Genomic DNA, 17,698 nt, shown 5'->3' with positions numbered 1-17,698 from the left:
TGTTCCTATTGATTCCAGAGCCCGACCGGAGAGTCAAGCATATCAATTAAAGAATTTATTCCTCTGCCGAGGTCCGTTTACCGCTTGCCCGCGCGAGCCCCTCGAAACCGGCAGACCAAAAGGCTATATGCGCCCGAAAAGGACGATGAATGGCCCGCATCTATCAGACCCGCGCTTGGCACGACCAGCTTTCTCCTTCGATCGAGGAATTCGAGCTGATGGCGCTTGAAGCCTATGCGCACCTGCCCGAGGATTTTCGAACCCTCACGGGCGAGGTGGTCATCCAGATTGCCGAATTCCCGACCGACGAGATCATGGACGACCTGTCCCTGGAGACCCCCTTCGACCTGCTCGGCCTGTTCGAGGGGCGCGGCATCGCCGAGCGCTGGAACCCGGCGACCGGCGAGGGACCGAACCGGGTCACCCTCTATCGCCGCGCCATCCTCGACTACTGGGCCGAGAACGAGGAGACATTGGGCTCGATCGTCAACCACGTACTGATCCACGAGATCGGCCACCATTTCGGCCTCTCCGACGACGACATGGAGAAGATCGAGGAGAACGTGGAATAGCCCGGAGGTTCCGGCTCCCCGCGCGAACCAGCGACTCGACTCAGTTCATCGCCGACGGAAAATAGCGGCTGCCCAGCGAATAGCGGCTACCGGCATAGGTAAAGGTATTGACTGTCGCGATCGCCTTGCCAGACCAAGTGCGGCGGTTGAGCAGCAGGCAGGGCTCGCCGACGCCAATCGTCAGATGCTCGGCCGCAAATTCATCCGCCGGCACCGCCGAGATGACCTGTTCGACCTCGGTCAGCGGCGTCGACGCCTGCAGATAGTCGTAGGTGGTCATGCCCGAAAAATCCTGGCGGTGATATTCGGGCACGAGTTGGGCGTTGACGTAGCGCTCCTCGAGCTGAACCGGCACGTCGTTTTCGAAATGCACGACGATCGAATGCCCGACCGGCCGCCGGCCGGAGAATTCAAACGCCACCAGCAGTTCCGGCTCCGGCTCCGCGATCAACTCGGTAACCACCACGACGGCGCGATGGCGACTGCCACGTGAACGGATTTCGCTGGCGATATTGGCGATCTCGATCAGCGTCGATTGCGGTTTCGGCGGCGCCACGAAGGTGCCTACGCCCTGGATACGCAGGAGATGGCCTTCCGAGGTCAGCTCGCGCAGGGCGCGATGCACCGTCATGCGCGACACGCCAAGCGCGCTCACCAATTCGTTTTCCGACGGCAGGCGGCGGTCCTTCGCCCATCTGCCGTTGCCGATATTGGCGAGCACGAAATCCTTGACCTTTTCATAAAGCGGGCTCGCCGTGTCCGGCAGGGCGACGGCGGGTTCATGGGCAATGGACTCGTCGCGATCGGTCATCGCGAAAACCCTTCCGGGGCCATGCGGATTATCGTCTTCAGCCCGGCACTTTGTCCGGCAAGCAGCCGGCTGTAGGCGGCGGGGATATCGCCGATGCCGATCTCCTTGTCGATCAGCCGCAAGAGCTGCGGCTGAATCGCCGGCAGCAGGCCGACGGCCTCGCCGAGTTCATCGGCATAGACGTGGCAGCCGACCAGCGAAATTTCGCGCTCGACCAGCAGGTTGGGATCGAGGTCGAGACGTCCGTGGGCGATGCCGACCAGTCCCAGCGTGCCGCCGCCCGCGAGCAGGTCCACCAGCGCCATGATTGCCGGCACGCTGCCGGTCGCGTCGAGCGCATGGCGTGGCGGCGGCCCGCCAAGAGCGGCCGCGACCGACGCCTTGCCGAGATCGACGGTTTTCGCGCCCGTCACCTCGGCGACCAGCGCGGCGCGCGCTGCGTTACGGTCGGCCACCAAGACCTGCCCGTCATGCAAGTGGGAGAGCAGAAGCGCGGCAAACCCGCCGATCGGACCGCAACCGGCGATCAGGACAGGCTCCCCTCTCGGTATATTTATCCGGCTAACGGCATGCAGCGCCACTGCCACCGGCTCAGCCATCGCCGCCACACGCGGATCGAGCGCGGCATCGTGGCGGACAAGCAGATGCGCCGGCAGGACAGCTTCCTCGGCGAAACCACCGTCGCAGACTTCGCCGAGAAAACCCAGCGTCTCGCAGACATTTTTCCGGCTCGCCCGGCAGTTCGCGCAGGTGCCGCACCAGTAGCGCGAATCGGCGACGACATGATCGCCCGGCGAAAATTCCCTCACGCCCTCGCCGACCGCCATGACCACGCCGGCGAATTCGTGCCCGGCCGTGCTCGGACTGCGAGAAATCCACTGGCCGGTGCGGAAATTGTGCAGGTCCGAGCCGCAGATGCCGGCAGCAGCCACCTTCAGCCGCACCCAGCCTTGTTCCGGCTCAGCCGGAGCCGCGACGTCCTCGACGCGCAAATCGCCAGCCGCGTAAAGCCTCGCCGCCTTCATCGCCTACACACCCTTGGGCAGGTATTTTTCACGCACCGCCGACACCGCGTGCTCGTGCGAGGAAAAGCCCTCGTAGCGGGCGAGCGTATGCGCGGCCTTCGCGAATTGCGGATAGGCCGCCGCAGTGACGTAGCCGATCGACGAGCGCTTGATGAAATCGGTGACCGACAATGGCCCGCAGGTACGCGCCCATCGGCTGGTCGGCAAAACGGCGTTTGGCCCGAGGCCGAAATTGCCGATCGACACCGGCGTATGCGGACCCATCAGGATCTCGGCTGCCTCGGTGATATGGCCAAGATGGGTGAAAGGATCGGTGGAAAGAATCTCCAGATGTTCCGGCGCATAGTCGTTAACGAAACGATAACTCTCCTCGATCGACGGCGTCAGCACGATGCCGCCATAGGCGCCGGTCAGCACGGCGGTGGAGAAGGCGACGCGCTGCTCGGTCATGCGCGCCCAGTGTTCCGGCAGCGCGGCCAAGGCTTCCTCGGCGACACGGCGGCTGTGTGTCACCAGATAGGCGGACGAATCCGGCCCGTGCTCGGCCTCGATCAGCAAGTCGAGCGCCGCCAGTCCGCCATGCACGCTGTCATCGGCCAAAATGATCGCCTCGGACGGCCCAGCGGGCAGGCCGGGATCGATGGTTCCAGCCAGCAGCCGCTTGGCCGCCACCACCCAAGGGCTGCCGGGGCCGACGATCTTGAGAGCCTTCTTGACCGTCTCGGTGCCGTAGGCAACCGCCGCCACGGCCACTGCGCCGCCCACCTTGTAAACGGTCTCGACACCGGCAATGCGCGCAGCGACTAGTGTAGCCGCGTCGACCGAACCGTCCGGAGCCGGGGGCGTCACAATGGCAAGCTCCGGCACGCCGGCCACCACGGCCGGAACCGCGGTCATCATCGTCACCGAGGGAAACGCTCCCTTGCCGCGCGGCACATAGAGTGCGACGGAACGAATGGGCGAAAAACGGTCGCCGGCATAGGCGCCGGGCCGCATCTCCTTCAGCCACATCGCCTCCGGCCTCTGCTCCTCGTGGAAATGCCGGATATTGTCGATGCCGAAGCGGATCGCCTCGATGACCTCCTTGTCGACCAAGGTGAAGGCGCGGTCGAACTCGGCTTCCGTCACCTTCAGCGCGCCGGGTTTCACGTCGGACTTGTCGAACTCCCGGGCAAAACGCAGCAGCGCCGCGTCGCCTTCCGTGCGTACAGCCTCGATGATCGGTTTCACCTTCTCCATGAAACCGGAAAGATCGGTCTCCGAGCGCTTCAGCAAGGCCTCGCGCCGGTCGGGGTCGAGCTTGGCGAGTTCATGAAAAGAGACGTTTTGCATGGGCCGGCTTCTGGTCACTTCGACTTGAGGAAAATTTCAAGCCCGACCAGCCGGTCGAGCAGGACGATGGCGAGCCCGGAGCAGGCGATAAACACCACCGAGATGGCGGCAAGGTCGGGTGTGATGATGGAGCGGATCGAATTGTAGATCTGCACCGGCAAGGTCACGATGCGGGCATCTGTCAGGAGCAGGCTGACCAAAAACTCGTTCAACGCCAGGATGAACATCAGCAGCGAGCCGGTGATGACGCCGGGCATCACCGCCGGCAGCGTGACGAAGAAGAACACCTGCAGCGGCGGCGCGCCACAATTCGCCGCCGCGAGTTCGAGGTCAGGGTCGAGGCCGGCGGCACTTGCCGTGACAGCCCAGATCATGAAGGGCAGGTTGATGACGCAGCAGGCGATGCCTACCGGCCAGAGCTGGCCCAGAATGCCGGCATTGCCGAAGATGAGCATCAGTCCGATGCCCGAGCCGATCAGCGGGATGGTGAAGGGCAGAAGCAGGTAGGTCTGGATCGTCCGCTCGAAACGCACCCCATATTTGGCGAGCGCGATGCCGGCCAGTGTGCCGGCCGGGATGGCGACGACAGTGCACACCGCCGCCACCCACAGCGTTCGCAGAAGGGCGCTTCGCAAGTCGCTTGCCTGCGAGATCGCCGCATACCATTTCAGCGACAAGCCGTCGGGCGGGAAGGTGATGATGTTGCCTGCGGTGAAGGACGCGCCGAGCACCACGACCGTCGGCGCCGACAATGTTACGATCGCCACGACGACGAAGGCCCATAGCACCAGTTTTTTGGACAGCGGCTCCCTCATCGGCGCTTCCTCGACACGGCAAGCGTGCCCGCGCCGAACAGCGAGAAAACCAGGCCGACGACGATCGATCCCAGCGCCACCAGCATCAGCGCCAGCGTCGCCCCGAGCCCCTGATCCGAGGTACGGAAAAACTGGTCGTAGATCGCATTGGCGATGAAATCCTGCGAACCGCCGCCGAGGATGGCCGGCACCGCGAAATCGGTGAGCGACAGCGTCATCACCACCACGCCGGCGCCGATGAAACCCGGCCGGCAGAGCGGCAGCACGACATAACGGAAGCTGCGCGTCCAATTGGCGCCGAGCGAGCCGGCGGCTGCTTCAAGTTCTTCCGGGATGGCCGTCAGCGCCGGCGCCAGCATCAGCACGGCAAAGGGCAGCATGTACTGCACCAGACCGAAGAGAACGGCCGGATAATTGTAGATCAGTCGCATAGGCGGGATGCCGATCAGGCCGAGCGCTTCGTTCACCATGCCCTGGTTGCCCAAAATGATCAGCCAGCCATAGGCACGCACCACCTGGCCGATAAAAAAGGGCAGGAACAGCGCGATCAGCAGGATCTTGCGCAGCGCCGACGAGCGGGCGCGCACCATCAGATAAGCATAAGGAAAAGCAAAGATCAGCGTCACGACGGTTACGATTACCGCCGCCAGCAGGCTGCGCCATGCGACCGCGGCGAACAGCGGCTCGGTCATGGCGCGGCGGTAGTTTGCCAGCGAATAATCTTCCGAAAACAGAAACGTCGTGGTGTCCAGCGTACGCAGGCTGGCATCCGCCATCTGCGCCAGCCCGAGCACCAGCAGTCCGACCAGCAGCACTGCCGGCGCCAGCATCAGATACGGCGTGGCGCGCGCCATCCGCCTCGGCCAGGCGAATGCCGCCAAGGCTTCCAGCGCATCCATGATACGCCATGTCAGGGGGTAGGCTGTGCGTGATATCGCCATCAAATTCCTGATTCACATAGGCGCCGGCGGTGCGGCCAGATCAGCCTCCCCCTTAAGGGGAGGATCGACGAGGCGGCATAGCGAAGCAAAGCCGACGAGGTGGGGTGGGGTCGCTTCAGGATGGAGCACCTTTTGAACGACCCCGCCCCTCGTCAAAACCTTGCGTTCGCTCAGCTTTCTCCACGACCCTACCCTCCGCTATGGCTCCGGGCGTTCGAAACTCGAAAAGCCAAATCGTTGGCTTTTCGCCGGCCTACGGCCGGACATTTCTCACCCCTGCATGATTGCCTTGAATTTTCCGAACCAGTCACTCTCGTTCTCGACCTGCACCTTGGAAGATATGCGGATGAGGTTCTTGAAATCCTCTTCCTTGGTCGGATAGGACGGGTCGCCGACGAGATCCGCGGGCGGCGTCAGGCCGGGCACGACGCCGGGCAGGCCGAGACCGTCAAGCCACACCTGCTGCGCGTCCTTGGTCAGTGCGAAATTGATGTATTGCTTGGCCCAGTAGAGTTCGTTCTCCGGCAGGCCCTTGGGGATCCAAAGTCCGTCGGTGTCGAACTTGCAGCCTTCCTCCGGCACGACCCACTTGATGTCGATGCCGTTCTTCTTGGCCTCGCGGGCATTGGTGGAGATGGTGCAGGCGGCATCGATCTCACCGTTCTGGAACCAGGTGGTGAAGTCCGGATCCTCGCCGAGCAGCGGCTTCTGCTCCTTCATCTTGGTAATGAAATCCCAAGCCGGCTGCATGTTCGCCGGAATGTCCTCGAGCTTGCCGCCGCCGGCTACCTGCGCCGGGAAGTGGAACCCGATACCGTCATTGTAGAAGGCGACCCGGCCCTTGAACTTCGGGTCGAGCAGGTCTTTCCACGACTTAGGCGCGCCATCCGGGAACGCAGCCGGCCGGTAGGCCAGCACATAGACATAGCCGTAGGTGTTGACGATCGGATAGCCGTCAAGCCCGACCGGCTTGGCGAGGTCGGTCACGTCCTTCAGGTTGGAGAGATCGGACAGGTCTTCCGTCACACCGCGCAGCGCTGATTTGGTCGCGTTGGTGGTCGTGTCCCAGTTGATGTGGATCGGCGGCACGCGCTTCTGCGCAACAGCCGCCCAGACCTTCGGCTGGATCTCGTTGTCCTCGGTGAGGTCGTGGCGGACCGCGATGCCGGTCGCCTTGGTGAAGGGATCGGACACGCCTGCCTTCAAACTGTCGACCCAGCTTCCGCCCCAGGCGCGCACGATGATTTCGGCCGGCTTTGCCGGCTCCTGCGCAGAGGCGCCGCGCAGGCCGAGCGCGGAAGCGCCGCCGAGTGCTGCCGCGCCCTTTAGCAAGGTACGGCGATTGACATAAGGCATGGAAAGCTTCTGCTCTTTCATTGTCGTTCTCCTCTGGTTTGTTTCTAATTGGCTTCAGGCAAATACAAGCACGTCCCGGACATTCCAGCCGAGGAAGACTTTCGAACCTATCTCATGCTGGGAATGGCCTTCGGGGTCATGGTCGAAGACCCGGAGCACGATGCCGGCAAGCGCAGGCACCGCAACTTCGTAGACCATCCGTTCGCCTTCGAAGATCGCGTCGGACACCGTGCCGGCCAGCATCCTGTCCAGCTCGGTAAGGCGCCCGGCCTCATCCGCGATCCGGATTTGCTCGGCGCGTATTGCGCCTGAGACGCCTTGGCCGACAGCCAGTGGCGATTTCGGATCGCCGATCGATCCCTCGATCTCCACCTCATCGCGGACGAACGACACGCGGCCGCTGTCGACCCTCTGCACCGTTCCCGTCAGGAAATTCGTGACGCCGATAAAATTGGCGACAAAAGCGTTATGCGGCTGCCGATACGTGGCGGCAGGGCGGGCGATCTGCTGAATCTCACCCTTGTCCATGACGATGATCTCGTCGGAAACCACAAGCGCCTCGCGCTGGTCATGGGTCACATTGATAGTGGTCACGCCGAGCTCGCGCTGGATACGGCGGAATTCGAGCTGCATCTCCTCCCGCAGTTTGCGGTCGAGCGCGGCAAGCGGTTCGTCAAGGAGCAGCAGATCCGGCTCGAACACGAGCGCGCGGGCAATCGCAACCCGCTGCTGCTGCCCGCCGGAAAGTTCGTGAATCCGCCGTCCGCCATAGCCGCCAAGCTTCACCAGTTCGAGGTAACGTTCAACTTTCTCGGGGATCGTGCGGGCATCGCGCCGCCGCATTTTTAGCGGAAAGGCGACGTTTTCGGCGGCGGTCATGTGCGGAAACAGCGCCAGCCGCTGGAACACCATGCCGATCGAACGCCGGTGTGGCGGCACCGCGCTGACCGCCTCGCCATTGATGAAGATTTCGCCGGCGGTCGGCGTCTGGAAACCGGCGATCATCCGGAGCAGCGTCGTCTTGCCGGAGCCGGACGGGCCGAGGATGGTCAGGAACTTACCTCTCGGCAGATCGAAGGACGCCTCCTTCACCGCATGGACTCCATCGAAGTCCATGCCGACATTTCGCACCGCAACTGCGATCGGAAGGGCGTCAGCGCCCTGACCGGCCGCCATTGCCGAGATCGCCTCCTGCATTTGCGTTTCCCTAGCTGATCAAGCGGCGAGCAACCATAGGGTCGTTAACTCGTATATACAAGTACGTACAAGCTGAAATCCGGTCGACATCGGGAGTCCGTCTCGACTTCAGACTGAAGCCAGATAGCCGCCGTCGATCGGTATGCAATGGCCCGCGACATAGGCCGAGGCATCACTCGCCAGGAAGACCACCGTTCCGCCGATGTCCTGCATTGTTCCGAAGCGTTTCTGCGGAATTTTCGCCAGCATCGCCTCCTGCCAGCCTGCATCCCGGTAGAAAACGTCGGTCATGGCAGTGTGAAAATAGCCAGGCGCGATGGCGTTGACGCGAATGCCGAGCGACGCCCATTCGGTGGCGAGCGCCCGTGTCATGCCAAGCAGCCCGGTCTTCGACGATCCATAGGCAACCGCGGTTGGGATGCCGACATAAGAGGTGAGCGAGCACAAATTGATGATCGCTCCACCTTTGCCCCCGGCCACCATGCATTTCGCCGCCGCCTGTGCCGCGAAAAAAGCCCCCTTCAGGTTGGTCTCGACGATCCGATCCCAAAGGGCTTCATCGACCTCAAGCGAGGAGCGGACTTCTTCATATCCGGCATTGTTAACGAGAATATCGAGGCCGCCCAGCGCCTTAACGGCTTCGTCGATCGCCGCTGCGGACGTCGTCACATCGCTGATGTCCTGGCTCTGGACAACGCAGTTGCGGCCCAGCGCTTCAATCTTTGTCCTTGTTTCCGTTAGCGAATCCAGGCTCCGCGCCGAGATGGCTACATCGGCGCCGGCGCTGGCCAGCGCCTCTGCTATGGCTTGCCCGATACCGCGGCTTGCGCCGGTCACGAAGGCCTTGCGGCCGCTGAGGTCGAAAAGAGTGGTCATGCCAAAGCCTGGAAGAGCGGGTGCGTTTGCCCGCCTCGGTAGCGGAACATGAAAACAGGGAACTTGTCTATACATCCATACCCTGTTGAATTGCGGCCAATGCCTTGATCGGTCTGGATTTCGCCGGGCCGGTGCGATAGGCGGGCTTGAACCAATGAAAGCAAGCCTCGTGCCCATATCGCCAAAAACCCTGATCGAGATCGGCCTTGCCGCCGGCAGTGAAATCATGGCGGTCTATGCAGACAGCACGTTTCGCCATATCCACAAGGGCGACGGCTCGCCGGTGACGGAAGCCGATCATCGGGCGGAAGCCGTTATCCTTCAGGCACTTGGCTCCGAGGCGGGCGACATACCGGTCGTTGCCGAGGAGGAGGTTTCGGCCGGCCGCGTTCCGCCGGCCTCGGAAAAATTCTTCTTGGTCGACCCGCTCGACGGGACGCGCGAATTCATCAACCGCAACGGCGAGTTCACGGTCAATATCGCATTGATCGAAAAGCATAAACCGGTGCTGGGCATGATCTATGCACCGGCGCTCGGACAGATTTTCGTGGCAGTGAACGGCGCCGCCTGGCGGGCGGATGTGACCCATGGCCTGGCGGGAGAGTTGCGGCCGATCAAGGCACGGCCGGCGCCAAAACGCCTCGCCGCCGTCGGCAGCCGCTCGAATTGTACTGACGAAACAATGGATTGGCTGAAACGCTTCGATGTCGAGGGTTTTGTCTCGCGCGGCTCCTCGCTCAAATTCTGCCTGGTCGCCTGCGGCGAGGCGGATATCTATCCGCGTTTTGGCCGCACCATGGAATGGGACACCGCGGCAGGCGACGCCATCCTGCGGGCAGCGGGCGGGATTACCACGACCATCGGCGGAATTCCGCTAAGCTACGGAAATCGCGGGGCTTCTAGCGGCGACGAGTTCGCCAATCCGTCCTTCGTCGCCTTCGGCGACCCCGCCTTGCGCGATACGGGCGGCACGCCCGTCATGAGCACGTGAAGCCGTCGCAGACCTTGGTCATGCTTGTAAAACCGGGGCAAATCAATCGGATAGAAGGGACACAGCGCGATTCCGGCGTCACAAGCATGACATGCCCCCTCGCAAGCATGACATTTCCCTCGAAAAACACCGTTTTGACCTTCCCGTGCGCGGAATTTCGGCCGGCAAGCATGACCTGGAAAAATGCCGAGGCTATAATTTTTCGTGAGCGAACGATAACGCGAACGCCGATTTTCTTGCCGCACTTGTGCCAGTGACATTTCCTTGCTCGCCCCTTGCAGCGGGCGGACCTATGCTCGTTAATGAGGGGGCGGCGATCGACCGCCATGCAGCAAGGATTGCCCGATGTCGATTTTGACGCTTTCCAGACGTTCCGTCCTTTCCGGTTCGGTTGCCCTGATGGCGTCGACCGCCTTGCCCGCCAGCCTGTGGGCGCAAACACCGAAGAGGGGCGGCCGGCTGATCGTTGCCGCCGATTCCGAGCCACGAAACCTCAATCCGGCCATGGTCGCGTCCAACGGCGTGTTCTTCGTTTCAAGCAAGGTGGTCGAGCCGCTGGCGGAGGCTTCCTTCGACGGCAAGGACGGGCTGGAACCAAGGCTGGCGACAAGCTGGGAAGGGTCCGCCGACGGCTTGACCGTTACCTTCAAGTTGCGCAAGGGCGTGACCTGGCACGACGGCAAGCCTTTCGCCTCCGCCGACGTCGCCTTCTCGGCGCTGCAGGTGTGGAAGCCGCTGCAGAATCTTGGCCGCGTGGTGTTCAAGGATCTGGAGGCGGTCGATACGCCGGACGACCACACGGCGGTGTTCCGTTTCTCGAAACCAACACCGTTCCAGTTGATCCGCAACGCCCTGCCGCCGCTGACCAGCGTGCTACCGAAGCATGTTTATGAAGCCGGCGAGATCGACAAGAATCCGGCTAACAATGCGCCTGTGGGCACCGGCCCTTTCAAGTTCGCAGAGCACAAGCCTGGCGAATATTATCGGCTCGAGAAGAACACGGGCTACTGGGGCAAGGACCTGCCCTATCTCGACGAAATCGTCTATCGCGTTCTGCCGGACCGCGCCGCCGCCGCCGGCGCGCTGGAGGCGGAAGAAATCCATCTTGCCGCCTTCTCCGCGGTGCCGCTGGCCGATCTCGCCCGTATCGCCAAGGTGCCCGGACTCGAAGTCGTATCGCGCGGCTACGAGGGCCTCACCTACCAGCTCGTCGTCGAGATCAACCATCGCCGTAAGGAACTTGCCGACCTGAAAGTGCGGCAGGCTATCGCCCACGCGATCGACAAGAAGTTCGTGGTCGATACGATCTTCCTCGGCTACGCCACGGCCTCGACCGGCCCAGTGCCGGTCAACGACAAGCAGTTTTATACGGCGGACGTTCCGCAATATGCCTTCGACGTCGCCAAGGCCAACACTCTGCTCGACGAAGCCGGTTACAAGCGCGGCGCCGATGGCAACCGGTTTACCCTGAAGCTGCTGCCGGCCCCCTATTTCAACGAGACACGGCAGTTCGGCGACTATCTGCGCCAGGCGCTGGCTGCGGTCGGCATCGACGCGCAACTGGTCAACAATGACGCCGCCGCGCACCAGAAGGCGGTCTACACCGACCATGCTTTCGACCTGGCGGTGGCGCCGCCGGTGTTCCGTGGCGATCCGGCGATCTCGACCACGATCCTGGTGCAGAGCGGTCTTCCCGACGGCGTGCCCTTCTCCAACCAGGGCGGCTACAAGAACGACGGCATCGACGCGCTCATCGCCAAGGCGGCCGAGACGATCGACCCGACGGCGCGCACCGAGCTTTACCGCGAATTCCAGAAAAAGGTCGAGGAAGACCTGCCGCTGATCAACGTCGCAGAATGGGGATTCATCTCGGTGGCCCGAACATCGGTGAAGAACATAGCCAACAATCCGCGCTGGGTGGTGTCGAACTGGGCGGACACGTGGGTGGATAGCTGAGACACTGGAATGGCTTGCACAACATCGTCGCGGATGTTCAGTTCGTGAGGTGAGAGCTTTACGTTGCCCCCCTCTGTCCTGCCGGACATCTCCCCCACAAGGGGGGAGATTGGCCGTCATCTTCACTTTCGCCAATCACCAGCATCTCAGGGAAGGCGGTTTCGCCGAAGCTGCCAATCTCCCTCCTTGTGGGGGAGATGTCCGGCAGGACAGAGGGGGGCAACGTAGGGCATCAAACGTCGCCAGAATTCGAATCCGGAATTCAGGCGTACCCTCATGAACCGCATCCACAAACTGGTCCTGCGCCGTCTCCTCGGCGCTATCCCGGTCCTGGCGATTGTGGTGATCGGCGGTTTCCTTCTTCTGGAGGCTGCCCCCGGCGACGCGGTCGACGCCTATGTGGTTTCGATCGGCGGCGATGCGCAGATGATCGCCGAGTTGCGTCAGTCCTGGGGCCTCGACCAGTCGGCGCTGGCACGGCTGGGTTTTTACCTTTGGTCGCTTGCCCATCTCGATCTTGGCCAGTCCGTGGCCTTTTCGCGCCCGGTGCTCGACGTGGTCATGGAGCGGCTTCCCAACACGCTGTTGCTGATGGGCAGCGCAACCGCGCTGTCGTTTTCACTCGGTTCGCTGTTGGGAATCTTTGCCGGCTCACGTCCCGGTAGTTTCCACGATCGATTGCTGTCAATCGGGTCGCTGGCACTCTACGCCGTGCCGGGCTTCTGGCTCGGCCTCGTGCTGACGGTTGTCTTCGCAGTGCAACTGCGCTGGCTGCCGGTGAGCGGCATGGAGACCATTGCCTCCGGCAAGCACGGCCTGGAACGGGGGCTGGACATTGCCCGGCATCTGGTGCTGCCGGTCGCGAGCCTCGGCTTCATCTATCTGGCGCTTTATCTCAGGGTCATGCGAGCCGGAATGGCCGAGGCCTGGCGGATGGATTTCGTGCTGGCCGCGCGCGCCCGCGGCGTGCCGCGCCGTCGCATCGTCATCCGGCATGTCGCCCGCAACGCGCTGCTGCCGCTGGTCACCATGCTCGGCCTGCAATCCGCCGCGATGCTGGGAGGAAGCGTGGTCATTGAAAGCCTGTTCTCCGTGCCCGGTCTCGGCCGGCTGGCACAGGAAGCGGTGAACGCGCGCGATACGCCGCTGCTGCTCGGCATCATCCTGGTCAGCGCAGTGCTGGTGATCATCATCAACCTCGTCGTCGATTGCCTCTACGCAGTCCTCGACCCGCGCGTCGGCGCAAGCGAGGCGGCGGCATGAATGCCGCCCGGTTCTTCCGGTCGCCCGAGGCCATTGCCGGTGTCCTGATTCTGGCGGCACTCGCCGCAATGGCGCTTCTGGCGCCGGTGCTGTTTCCCGCGGACCCGCTTTCCATTGCCGGGCCGCCGCTTATCCCGCCGCTTCACGACTGGGCGCATCCGCTCGGCACCGACCGGCTTGGGCGCGATGTGCTCGCCGGTCTTTTTCATGGAGCGCGGACATCCCTAGCCGTCGGACTAGCGGCTGCCACTGCGGCAATTGTGATCGGCAGCCTAGTGGGCACCACCGCCGGTTTCGCCGGCGGATGGATCGACGAGGTTCTGATGCGCCTCACCGATGCGTTCCAGACCGTCCCCGCCTTCCTGCTGGCGCTGGCCTTCGTCAGTGTCGTCGGACCGTCGCTGGCGACCGTCGTGGCGGCCATCGCGGTCGGCGCATGGACGGGTCCGGCACGCATTGCCCGCGCCGAGATCCTGTCGCTGCGCGAGCGCGATTTCGTCGCCGGCGCGCGTGTCATAGGCATGCATCCGGTGGAGATCGCGTTGCGCGAGGTACTGCCCAACGCGCTGCCACCTGTGCTGGCGCTGAGTTCGGTGATCGTCGCGGGTGCGGTCTTGATCGAGGCGTCACTCTCGTTTCTCGGCCTTGGCGATCCGAATCGCGTGACCTGGGGCGGTATGATCGCCGAAGGGCGGACGGTGCTACGCTCGGCGCCCTTTCTGTCGATCATTCCTGGCATCGCATTGGTGCTGTCGGTGCTCGGTGTCTACCTGGCCGGCGAGGGCATCGTCGAGGCTTCCGCCGCACGCAGGAGTCTTTCCTGAAACCGCTGCTGGACATTTCGGGACTACGCGTCCGCTACCGCTCCGGCGCGTCTGAGATGGAGGCGTTGCGCGGCATCGACCTGAGGCTGGGCGCCGGCGAACGCGTCGCGGTGATCGGCGAGAGCGGCTCGGGAAAAAGCACGCTGGCGCTGGCAGTTGCCGGCCTCTTGCCGCGCGAAGCATCAATAGAAGGCGACATCCGATGGTCCGGACTGGCCCATGCGCCGCGCAACGGAAAAGACATCGGCTTTGTATTCCAGGATCCCGGCGGTACGCTCGATCCGGTCATCTCTGTCGGCAGGCAGGTGGCGGAAGTGGTGGAAGTGAATCTTGGGCTTTCCCGCCATCAGGCACTGGAACTCGCCGGCGAACTCTTCGCGCGCGTCCACTTGCCCGACCCGCGCACCATGCTGCACACCTTTCCGCACCAGCTTTCCGGCGGCCAGCGGCAGCGCGTCGGCATCGCCGCGGCGATCGCGGCTGGGCCGGCCCTGCTGATCGCCGACGAACCGACTAGCGCGCTGGATACGATCGTGCAGGCGGAGATCGCCCGGTTGATGGACCGGCTGGTGCGGGAGACTGGCATGTCGCTGCTGATCGTCAGCCACGACATCGCGCTGGCCGCCATGATCGCCGACCGGATTGTCGTGCTGAAGGACGGCGCAATGGTAGAAGCTGGCTCCACGGCGGATCTGGTGAACAGGCCGAAGGCCGACTATACGCGCTCGCTGCTGGCGGCCTCGCTGAGCCTCGACGATAACCCGAGGGCGACGGCCGGATGAGCAGCGGCGCACCTCTCCTTTCCGCCACCGGCCTGCAGAAGTCGTTTCGGCGCGGCGGCGGCCGATTCGCTGCGCTGGACGGCGTCGATCTCGAACTTGCCGCAGGCGAGACGCTGGCGCTGGTCGGGCCTTCCGGGAGCGGCAAGTCGACACTGGCACGGGTGCTGATGCGGCTGCTGGAGCCGGATTCCGGCACCTTGCGCTTCGCGGGCCAGGATCTGTTGGCAGTGCGGGGGTCAGACCTGCGGGCGCTAAGGCAACGTTGGCAAATGGTGTTCCAGTATCCGCTTGCCGCTTTCAATCCGCGCGCCACGGTGGAGCGCGTGCTGGAGGACCCGCTGCGCATCCACGGCATTGTCGCGCGCGCGCAGCGCCCGCAAGCGATCGGCGCGGTGCTGGAAAGGGTCGGCTTGCCGGAAAATTTGCGCAGCCGCCGAATTCACGAGATTTCCGGTGGACAGCGGCAGCGCGTGGCGATTGCCCGCGCAGTGGCAAGCGGGCCGGAACTGATCGTGCTGGACGAGGCGGTTTCGGCGCTCGACGTTTCGGTGCGGGCCGGGATCATGACCCTGCTCCGCGGCCTGCAACAGGAGAGGAATATCGCCTATCTGTTTATTTCGCACGATCTCGCTCTGGTGAGGGAAACTGCACACCGCGTCTCCATCATGGACCAGGGGCGGATCGTCGAGACGGGAGATGCCCGGCAGATCATCGCCGCGCCGGCATCGCAAATGGGAAAGGCGCTGGTGGCGGCTGCGATGAAGCTGCCGCGGCGCGACGGCATGGAGAGCGACCGATGAACGACAGCACGGACCGCGCAGAGATCCTGAGCCGCGAACTGGATGCGGCCTTTCGCAACCGGGCCGATCTCTACAGGCTGTTTTTCGAGGAGCTCGAATCCCGGCTGGGGCCTGCGGAAGCGGAAGACGTCATGGTTGCCGTGGTCGAGCGGCGTGGCCGCGAGGTCGCAGCCACGGCCTTTTCGGGATTCGGCCCGAACGACGCGCGAAAGATCGGCGAAGCTTTCCTGGCGGTCAGTCCGGACGGGGGACGTATGTACCCGACCGATGTCGAACGCGAAAACCATTCCATCGCCTTCAAGGTCAAACGCTGCCCGCTTAAGGACGCTTGGGTCGAGGCTGGGCTGGGCGACGACGAACTGTCACGGCTCTGCCGTATTGCCGGGGCTTTCGACCGTGGCCTGTTCGAGGCGACCGGGGTGCGCTTTTCCAACGTGACCTGGACGCCCGGATATGGGGACGGCTGTTGCCATATCAAGCTGGAGGACCGTGACGGTTGAGATAGAGCCTTTCGTCTGGAGAGGTCCGGCTCCCTCGGTACGATGAACAGGATTGGGAGTGAGATCATGGAGATAAGAATCGCCACGGACGAGGCGGGCAAGGCAAGCCAGCGCGCAACTGCGCCGCGACGTCTTCATTGACGAGCAGGGCGTCTCGGAACAGGAGGAAATCGACGAGCTGGACGATGTCTGCACGCATGTGCTTGCAACGTCGGGCGGCACGCCGGTGGGCGCGGCGCGCTTCCGCGTCGTTGGCGATGCCGTGAAAATCCAGCGGGTCTGCGTGTCGAAGGAATTTCGCGGAAAGGGCGCCGGCGCCGCACTCATTGGCTTCATCGTCAGCCATGTGCGGCATCATCGGCTTGCGCCTTACGCCCGGCTCGGTTCGCAAACCTATGCGCTGGAGTTTTACCGAAACTCGGCTTCGAGGCCTATGGCGACAATTATCTCGACGCCGGCATCCCGCATCGCGACATGCAGTTGGAGCTCTGATCCGCAAGCTTCTGCAAGGTCGTCACGGAGTGATCCCGGATGATTTGACATGGCCGGCCCCGGTTCGTCGTGGTATCTCGCCGGCATGGGACAGCTCAAGGCACATGAGGTCGATGGATGGTTGGCACGGCCGCAAGCCGGCGTGCCCATCCTGCTGATCTATGGGCCTGACCGGGGCCTGGTCAGCGAGCGGGCGCGGCGTTTTGCCGAGAAATCGGGCGTGCCGCTCGACGACCCCTTCTCCGTAGTCAGGCTCGATGCCTCCGAACTCGACAAGGACGCCAGCCGGCTAGTCGACGAGGCCAACACACTGCCGATGTTCGCCGGCAAACGTCTTCTGTGGGTGCGCAACGCGGCCGGCCAGAAGGCGCTAGCGGATGACGTCAAGGCGTTGTGCGCCGCGCCGCCGCCCGACACGACCATTCTCATCGAGGCCGGCGATCTGAAGAAGGGCGTGGGTCTACGCTCCGTGGTCGAGGCTGCCGGGCAGGCGATTGCGCTTCCCTGCTACAGCGACGACGCGCGATCGGTCGATACGGTGATCGACGACGAGCTACGCAACGCCGGCCTGTCGATTGACCCCGAGGCGCGCGCCCTGCTGCGCCGCAATCTCGGCGGTGACCGCATGGCGACGCGCGCCGAGGTCGCCAAGCTCGCGCTCTACGCCCTTGGCCAGGACAGCATATCGAGCGACGACATCCGCGCATTGACGGGCGACGTATCCTCCATCTCGGTCGACGAGGCGGTGGATGCGATCCTCGAAGGCAATCTCGCCGCCTTCGATACCGCTTATTCGCGCCAGGCGCTCGGCACCAGCCAGGCTTATGCCGTGTTGTCGGCCCTGCAGCGGCAGCTTCTGTCCCTGCAGTCGATGCGGGCGGTGATGGAAAGGGAGGGTGGAAACCCAGCCTCGGCCGTCGCCGCGGCAAGGCCGCCAGTCTTTTTCGGTCGCCGCAAGCTGGTCGAACAGGCGCTGGGGCGATGGACCAGCCGGACACTTGCCCGCATCCTGGAACGACTGCACGAGACAGTCTTGCTGACGCGCCGGCGTCCCGAACTTGCAGTGGCGGCGACGCATCGGATGCTGATGGACATTGCGCGTGATGCCGCGCGCAGCCCTCAGAAACGGCAATAGCCTCTGATATATAGCCGTCTAACGAGATAA

18 protein-coding genes are annotated in these 17,698 nt (G+C 63.5%); 10 read left to right on the top strand and 8 right to left on the bottom strand.

Features of this window, described 5'->3' with window-relative positions:
- Window positions 1–149: 149 nt before the first annotated feature.
- Window positions 150–572, top strand: a complete 423-nt coding sequence (locus ACH196_RS22265) for a metallopeptidase family protein (RefSeq protein ID WP_396649121.1) — start codon at window positions 150–152, stop codon at window positions 570–572.
- A gap of 40 nt (window positions 573–612) precedes the next feature.
- On the opposite strand, the gene hutC is transcribed toward ACH196_RS22265, so the two are convergent.
- From hutC to ACH196_RS22225, 8 genes are all read right to left on the bottom strand, one after another.
- Entirely contained in the window at window positions 613–1,383 is a 771-nt protein-coding gene (gene hutC, locus ACH196_RS22260; protein WP_396649120.1) for a histidine utilization repressor, read from the bottom strand.
- Window positions 1,380–2,408, bottom strand: a complete 1,029-nt coding sequence (locus ACH196_RS22255; protein ID WP_396649119.1) for a zinc-binding dehydrogenase — start codon at window positions 2,406–2,408, stop codon at window positions 1,380–1,382. The genes hutC and ACH196_RS22255 overlap by 4 nt, the downstream gene beginning before the upstream one ends.
- Before the next feature lie 3 nt (window positions 2,409–2,411).
- Window positions 2,412–3,740 (bottom strand): histidinol dehydrogenase, encoded by a 1,329-nt coding sequence (gene hisD / locus ACH196_RS22250; RefSeq protein WP_396649118.1) that lies wholly within the window; start codon window positions 3,738–3,740, stop codon window positions 2,412–2,414.
- Between the two features lie 14 nt (window positions 3,741–3,754).
- A complete protein-coding gene (locus tag ACH196_RS22245) occupies window positions 3,755–4,555 on the bottom strand; it encodes an ABC transporter permease (protein ID WP_396649117.1) in 801 nt (266 codons plus the stop codon).
- On the bottom strand, window positions 4,552–5,496 hold the full coding sequence (locus tag ACH196_RS22240; protein ID WP_396649116.1) for an ABC transporter permease: 945 nt from the start codon (window positions 5,494–5,496) through the stop codon (window positions 4,552–4,554). Before ACH196_RS22240 ends, ACH196_RS22245 begins: the two co-directional genes overlap by 4 nt.
- A 270-nt stretch (window positions 5,497–5,766) precedes the next feature.
- Window positions 5,767–6,873 (bottom strand): PotD/PotF family extracellular solute-binding protein, encoded by a 1,107-nt coding sequence (locus ACH196_RS22235; protein ID WP_396649115.1) that lies wholly within the window; start codon window positions 6,871–6,873, stop codon window positions 5,767–5,769.
- Window positions 6,874–6,906: 33 nt separating this feature from the next.
- Window positions 6,907–8,028, bottom strand: coding sequence for an ABC transporter ATP-binding protein (locus ACH196_RS22230; protein ID WP_396649133.1), 1,122 nt, complete (start codon window positions 8,026–8,028; stop codon window positions 6,907–6,909).
- A gap of 129 nt (window positions 8,029–8,157) precedes the next feature.
- Entirely contained in the window at window positions 8,158–8,925 is a 768-nt protein-coding gene (locus ACH196_RS22225) for an SDR family NAD(P)-dependent oxidoreductase (protein ID WP_396649114.1), read from the bottom strand.
- Window positions 8,926–9,079: 154 nt separating this feature from the next.
- Between ACH196_RS22225 and cysQ the strand changes: the two genes are divergently transcribed.
- The 9 genes from cysQ (at window position 9,080) to holA (ending at window position 17,668) form a co-directional block, all read left to right on the top strand.
- On the top strand, window positions 9,080–9,916 hold the full coding sequence (gene cysQ / locus ACH196_RS22220) for a 3'(2'),5'-bisphosphate nucleotidase CysQ (protein WP_396649113.1): 837 nt from the start codon (window positions 9,080–9,082) through the stop codon (window positions 9,914–9,916).
- 345 nt (window positions 9,917–10,261) lie between these two features.
- The gene (locus ACH196_RS22215; protein WP_396649112.1) at window positions 10,262–11,872 is read left to right on the top strand and encodes an ABC transporter substrate-binding protein; all 1,611 of its coding nucleotides are present in this window, start codon (window positions 10,262–10,264) and stop codon (window positions 11,870–11,872) included.
- Window positions 11,873–12,148: 276 nt separating this feature from the next.
- A complete protein-coding gene (locus ACH196_RS22210) occupies window positions 12,149–13,135 on the top strand; it encodes an ABC transporter permease (protein WP_396649111.1) in 987 nt (328 codons plus the stop codon).
- Window positions 13,132–13,959 carry an ABC transporter permease gene (locus ACH196_RS22205; RefSeq protein WP_396649110.1) on the top strand — a complete coding sequence of 276 codons (828 nt, stop codon included), beginning with the start codon at window positions 13,132–13,134 and terminating at the stop codon, window positions 13,957–13,959. Before ACH196_RS22210 ends, ACH196_RS22205 begins: the two co-directional genes overlap by 4 nt.
- Before the next feature lie 56 nt (window positions 13,960–14,015).
- Window positions 14,016–14,741 (top strand): ATP-binding cassette domain-containing protein, encoded by a 726-nt coding sequence (locus ACH196_RS22200; protein ID WP_396649109.1) that lies wholly within the window; start codon window positions 14,016–14,018, stop codon window positions 14,739–14,741.
- Complete coding sequence (locus ACH196_RS22195) at window positions 14,738–15,541, top strand: ATP-binding cassette domain-containing protein (RefSeq protein ID WP_396649108.1); 804 nt, start codon at window positions 14,738–14,740, stop codon at window positions 15,539–15,541. The genes ACH196_RS22200 and ACH196_RS22195 overlap by 4 nt, the downstream gene beginning before the upstream one ends.
- Window positions 15,538–16,041: an L-2-amino-thiazoline-4-carboxylic acid hydrolase gene (locus tag ACH196_RS22190; protein ID WP_396649107.1), complete on the top strand. Its 504-nt coding sequence runs from the start codon at window positions 15,538–15,540 to the stop codon at window positions 16,039–16,041. The genes ACH196_RS22195 and ACH196_RS22190 overlap by 4 nt, the downstream gene beginning before the upstream one ends.
- A 118-nt stretch (window positions 16,042–16,159) precedes the next feature.
- Window positions 16,160–16,576 carry a GNAT family N-acetyltransferase gene (locus ACH196_RS22185; protein ID WP_396649132.1) on the top strand — a complete coding sequence of 139 codons (417 nt, stop codon included), beginning with the start codon at window positions 16,160–16,162 and terminating at the stop codon, window positions 16,574–16,576.
- 42 nt (window positions 16,577–16,618) lie between these two features.
- A complete protein-coding gene (gene holA / locus ACH196_RS22180) occupies window positions 16,619–17,668 on the top strand; it encodes a DNA polymerase III subunit delta (RefSeq protein ID WP_396649131.1) in 1,050 nt (349 codons plus the stop codon).
- The last annotated feature ends 30 nt before the right edge of the window (window positions 17,669–17,698 follow it).

This window comes from Mesorhizobium sp. IMUNJ 23232, from assembly GCF_044326205.1.
Lineage (GTDB): Bacteria > Pseudomonadota > Alphaproteobacteria > Rhizobiales > Rhizobiaceae > Kumtagia.
The sequence above is the reverse complement of the archived record's forward strand: the minus strand, read 5'-3'. Positions and strand labels throughout refer to the sequence as shown.

What these genes read in the sequence shown, in the direction of transcription:
- ACH196_RS22215 (WP_396649112.1), top strand. Translation starts at nt 10,262, where the DNA reads ATGTCGATTTTGACGCTTTCCAGACGTTCCGTCCTTTCCGGTTCGGTT.
- ACH196_RS22210 (WP_396649111.1), top strand. Translation starts at nt 12,149, where the DNA reads ATGAACCGCATCCACAAACTGGTCCTGCGCCGTCTCCTCGGCGCTATC.
- ACH196_RS22235 (WP_396649115.1), bottom strand. Translation starts at nt 6,873, where the DNA reads ATGAAAGAGCAGAAGCTTTCCATGCCTTATGTCAATCGCCGTACCTTG.
- cysQ (WP_396649113.1), top strand. Translation starts at nt 9,080, where the DNA reads ATGAAAGCAAGCCTCGTGCCCATATCGCCAAAAACCCTGATCGAGATC.
- ACH196_RS22245 (WP_396649117.1), bottom strand. Translation starts at nt 4,555, where the DNA reads ATGAGGGAGCCGCTGTCCAAAAAACTGGTGCTATGGGCCTTCGTCGTC.
- hisD (WP_396649118.1), bottom strand. Translation starts at nt 3,740, where the DNA reads ATGCAAAACGTCTCTTTTCATGAACTCGCCAAGCTCGACCCCGACCGG.
- ACH196_RS22255 (WP_396649119.1), bottom strand. Translation starts at nt 2,408, where the DNA reads ATGAAGGCGGCGAGGCTTTACGCGGCTGGCGATTTGCGCGTCGAGGAC.
- ACH196_RS22240 (WP_396649116.1), bottom strand. Translation starts at nt 5,496, where the DNA reads ATGGCGATATCACGCACAGCCTACCCCCTGACATGGCGTATCATGGAT.
- ACH196_RS22195 (WP_396649108.1), top strand. Translation starts at nt 14,738, where the DNA reads ATGAGCAGCGGCGCACCTCTCCTTTCCGCCACCGGCCTGCAGAAGTCG.
- holA (WP_396649131.1), top strand. Translation starts at nt 16,619, where the DNA reads ATGGGACAGCTCAAGGCACATGAGGTCGATGGATGGTTGGCACGGCCG.
- hutC (WP_396649120.1), bottom strand. Translation starts at nt 1,383, where the DNA reads ATGACCGATCGCGACGAGTCCATTGCCCATGAACCCGCCGTCGCCCTG.
- ACH196_RS22190 (WP_396649107.1), top strand. Translation starts at nt 15,538, where the DNA reads ATGAACGACAGCACGGACCGCGCAGAGATCCTGAGCCGCGAACTGGAT.
- ACH196_RS22265 (WP_396649121.1), top strand. Translation starts at nt 150, where the DNA reads ATGGCCCGCATCTATCAGACCCGCGCTTGGCACGACCAGCTTTCTCCT.
- ACH196_RS22225 (WP_396649114.1), bottom strand. Translation starts at nt 8,925, where the DNA reads ATGACCACTCTTTTCGACCTCAGCGGCCGCAAGGCCTTCGTGACCGGC.
- ACH196_RS22230 (WP_396649133.1), bottom strand. Translation starts at nt 8,028, where the DNA reads ATGGCGGCCGGTCAGGGCGCTGACGCCCTTCCGATCGCAGTTGCGGTG.
- ACH196_RS22200 (WP_396649109.1), top strand. Translation starts at nt 14,016, where the DNA reads ATGGAGGCGTTGCGCGGCATCGACCTGAGGCTGGGCGCCGGCGAACGC.
- ACH196_RS22205 (WP_396649110.1), top strand. Translation starts at nt 13,132, where the DNA reads ATGAATGCCGCCCGGTTCTTCCGGTCGCCCGAGGCCATTGCCGGTGTC.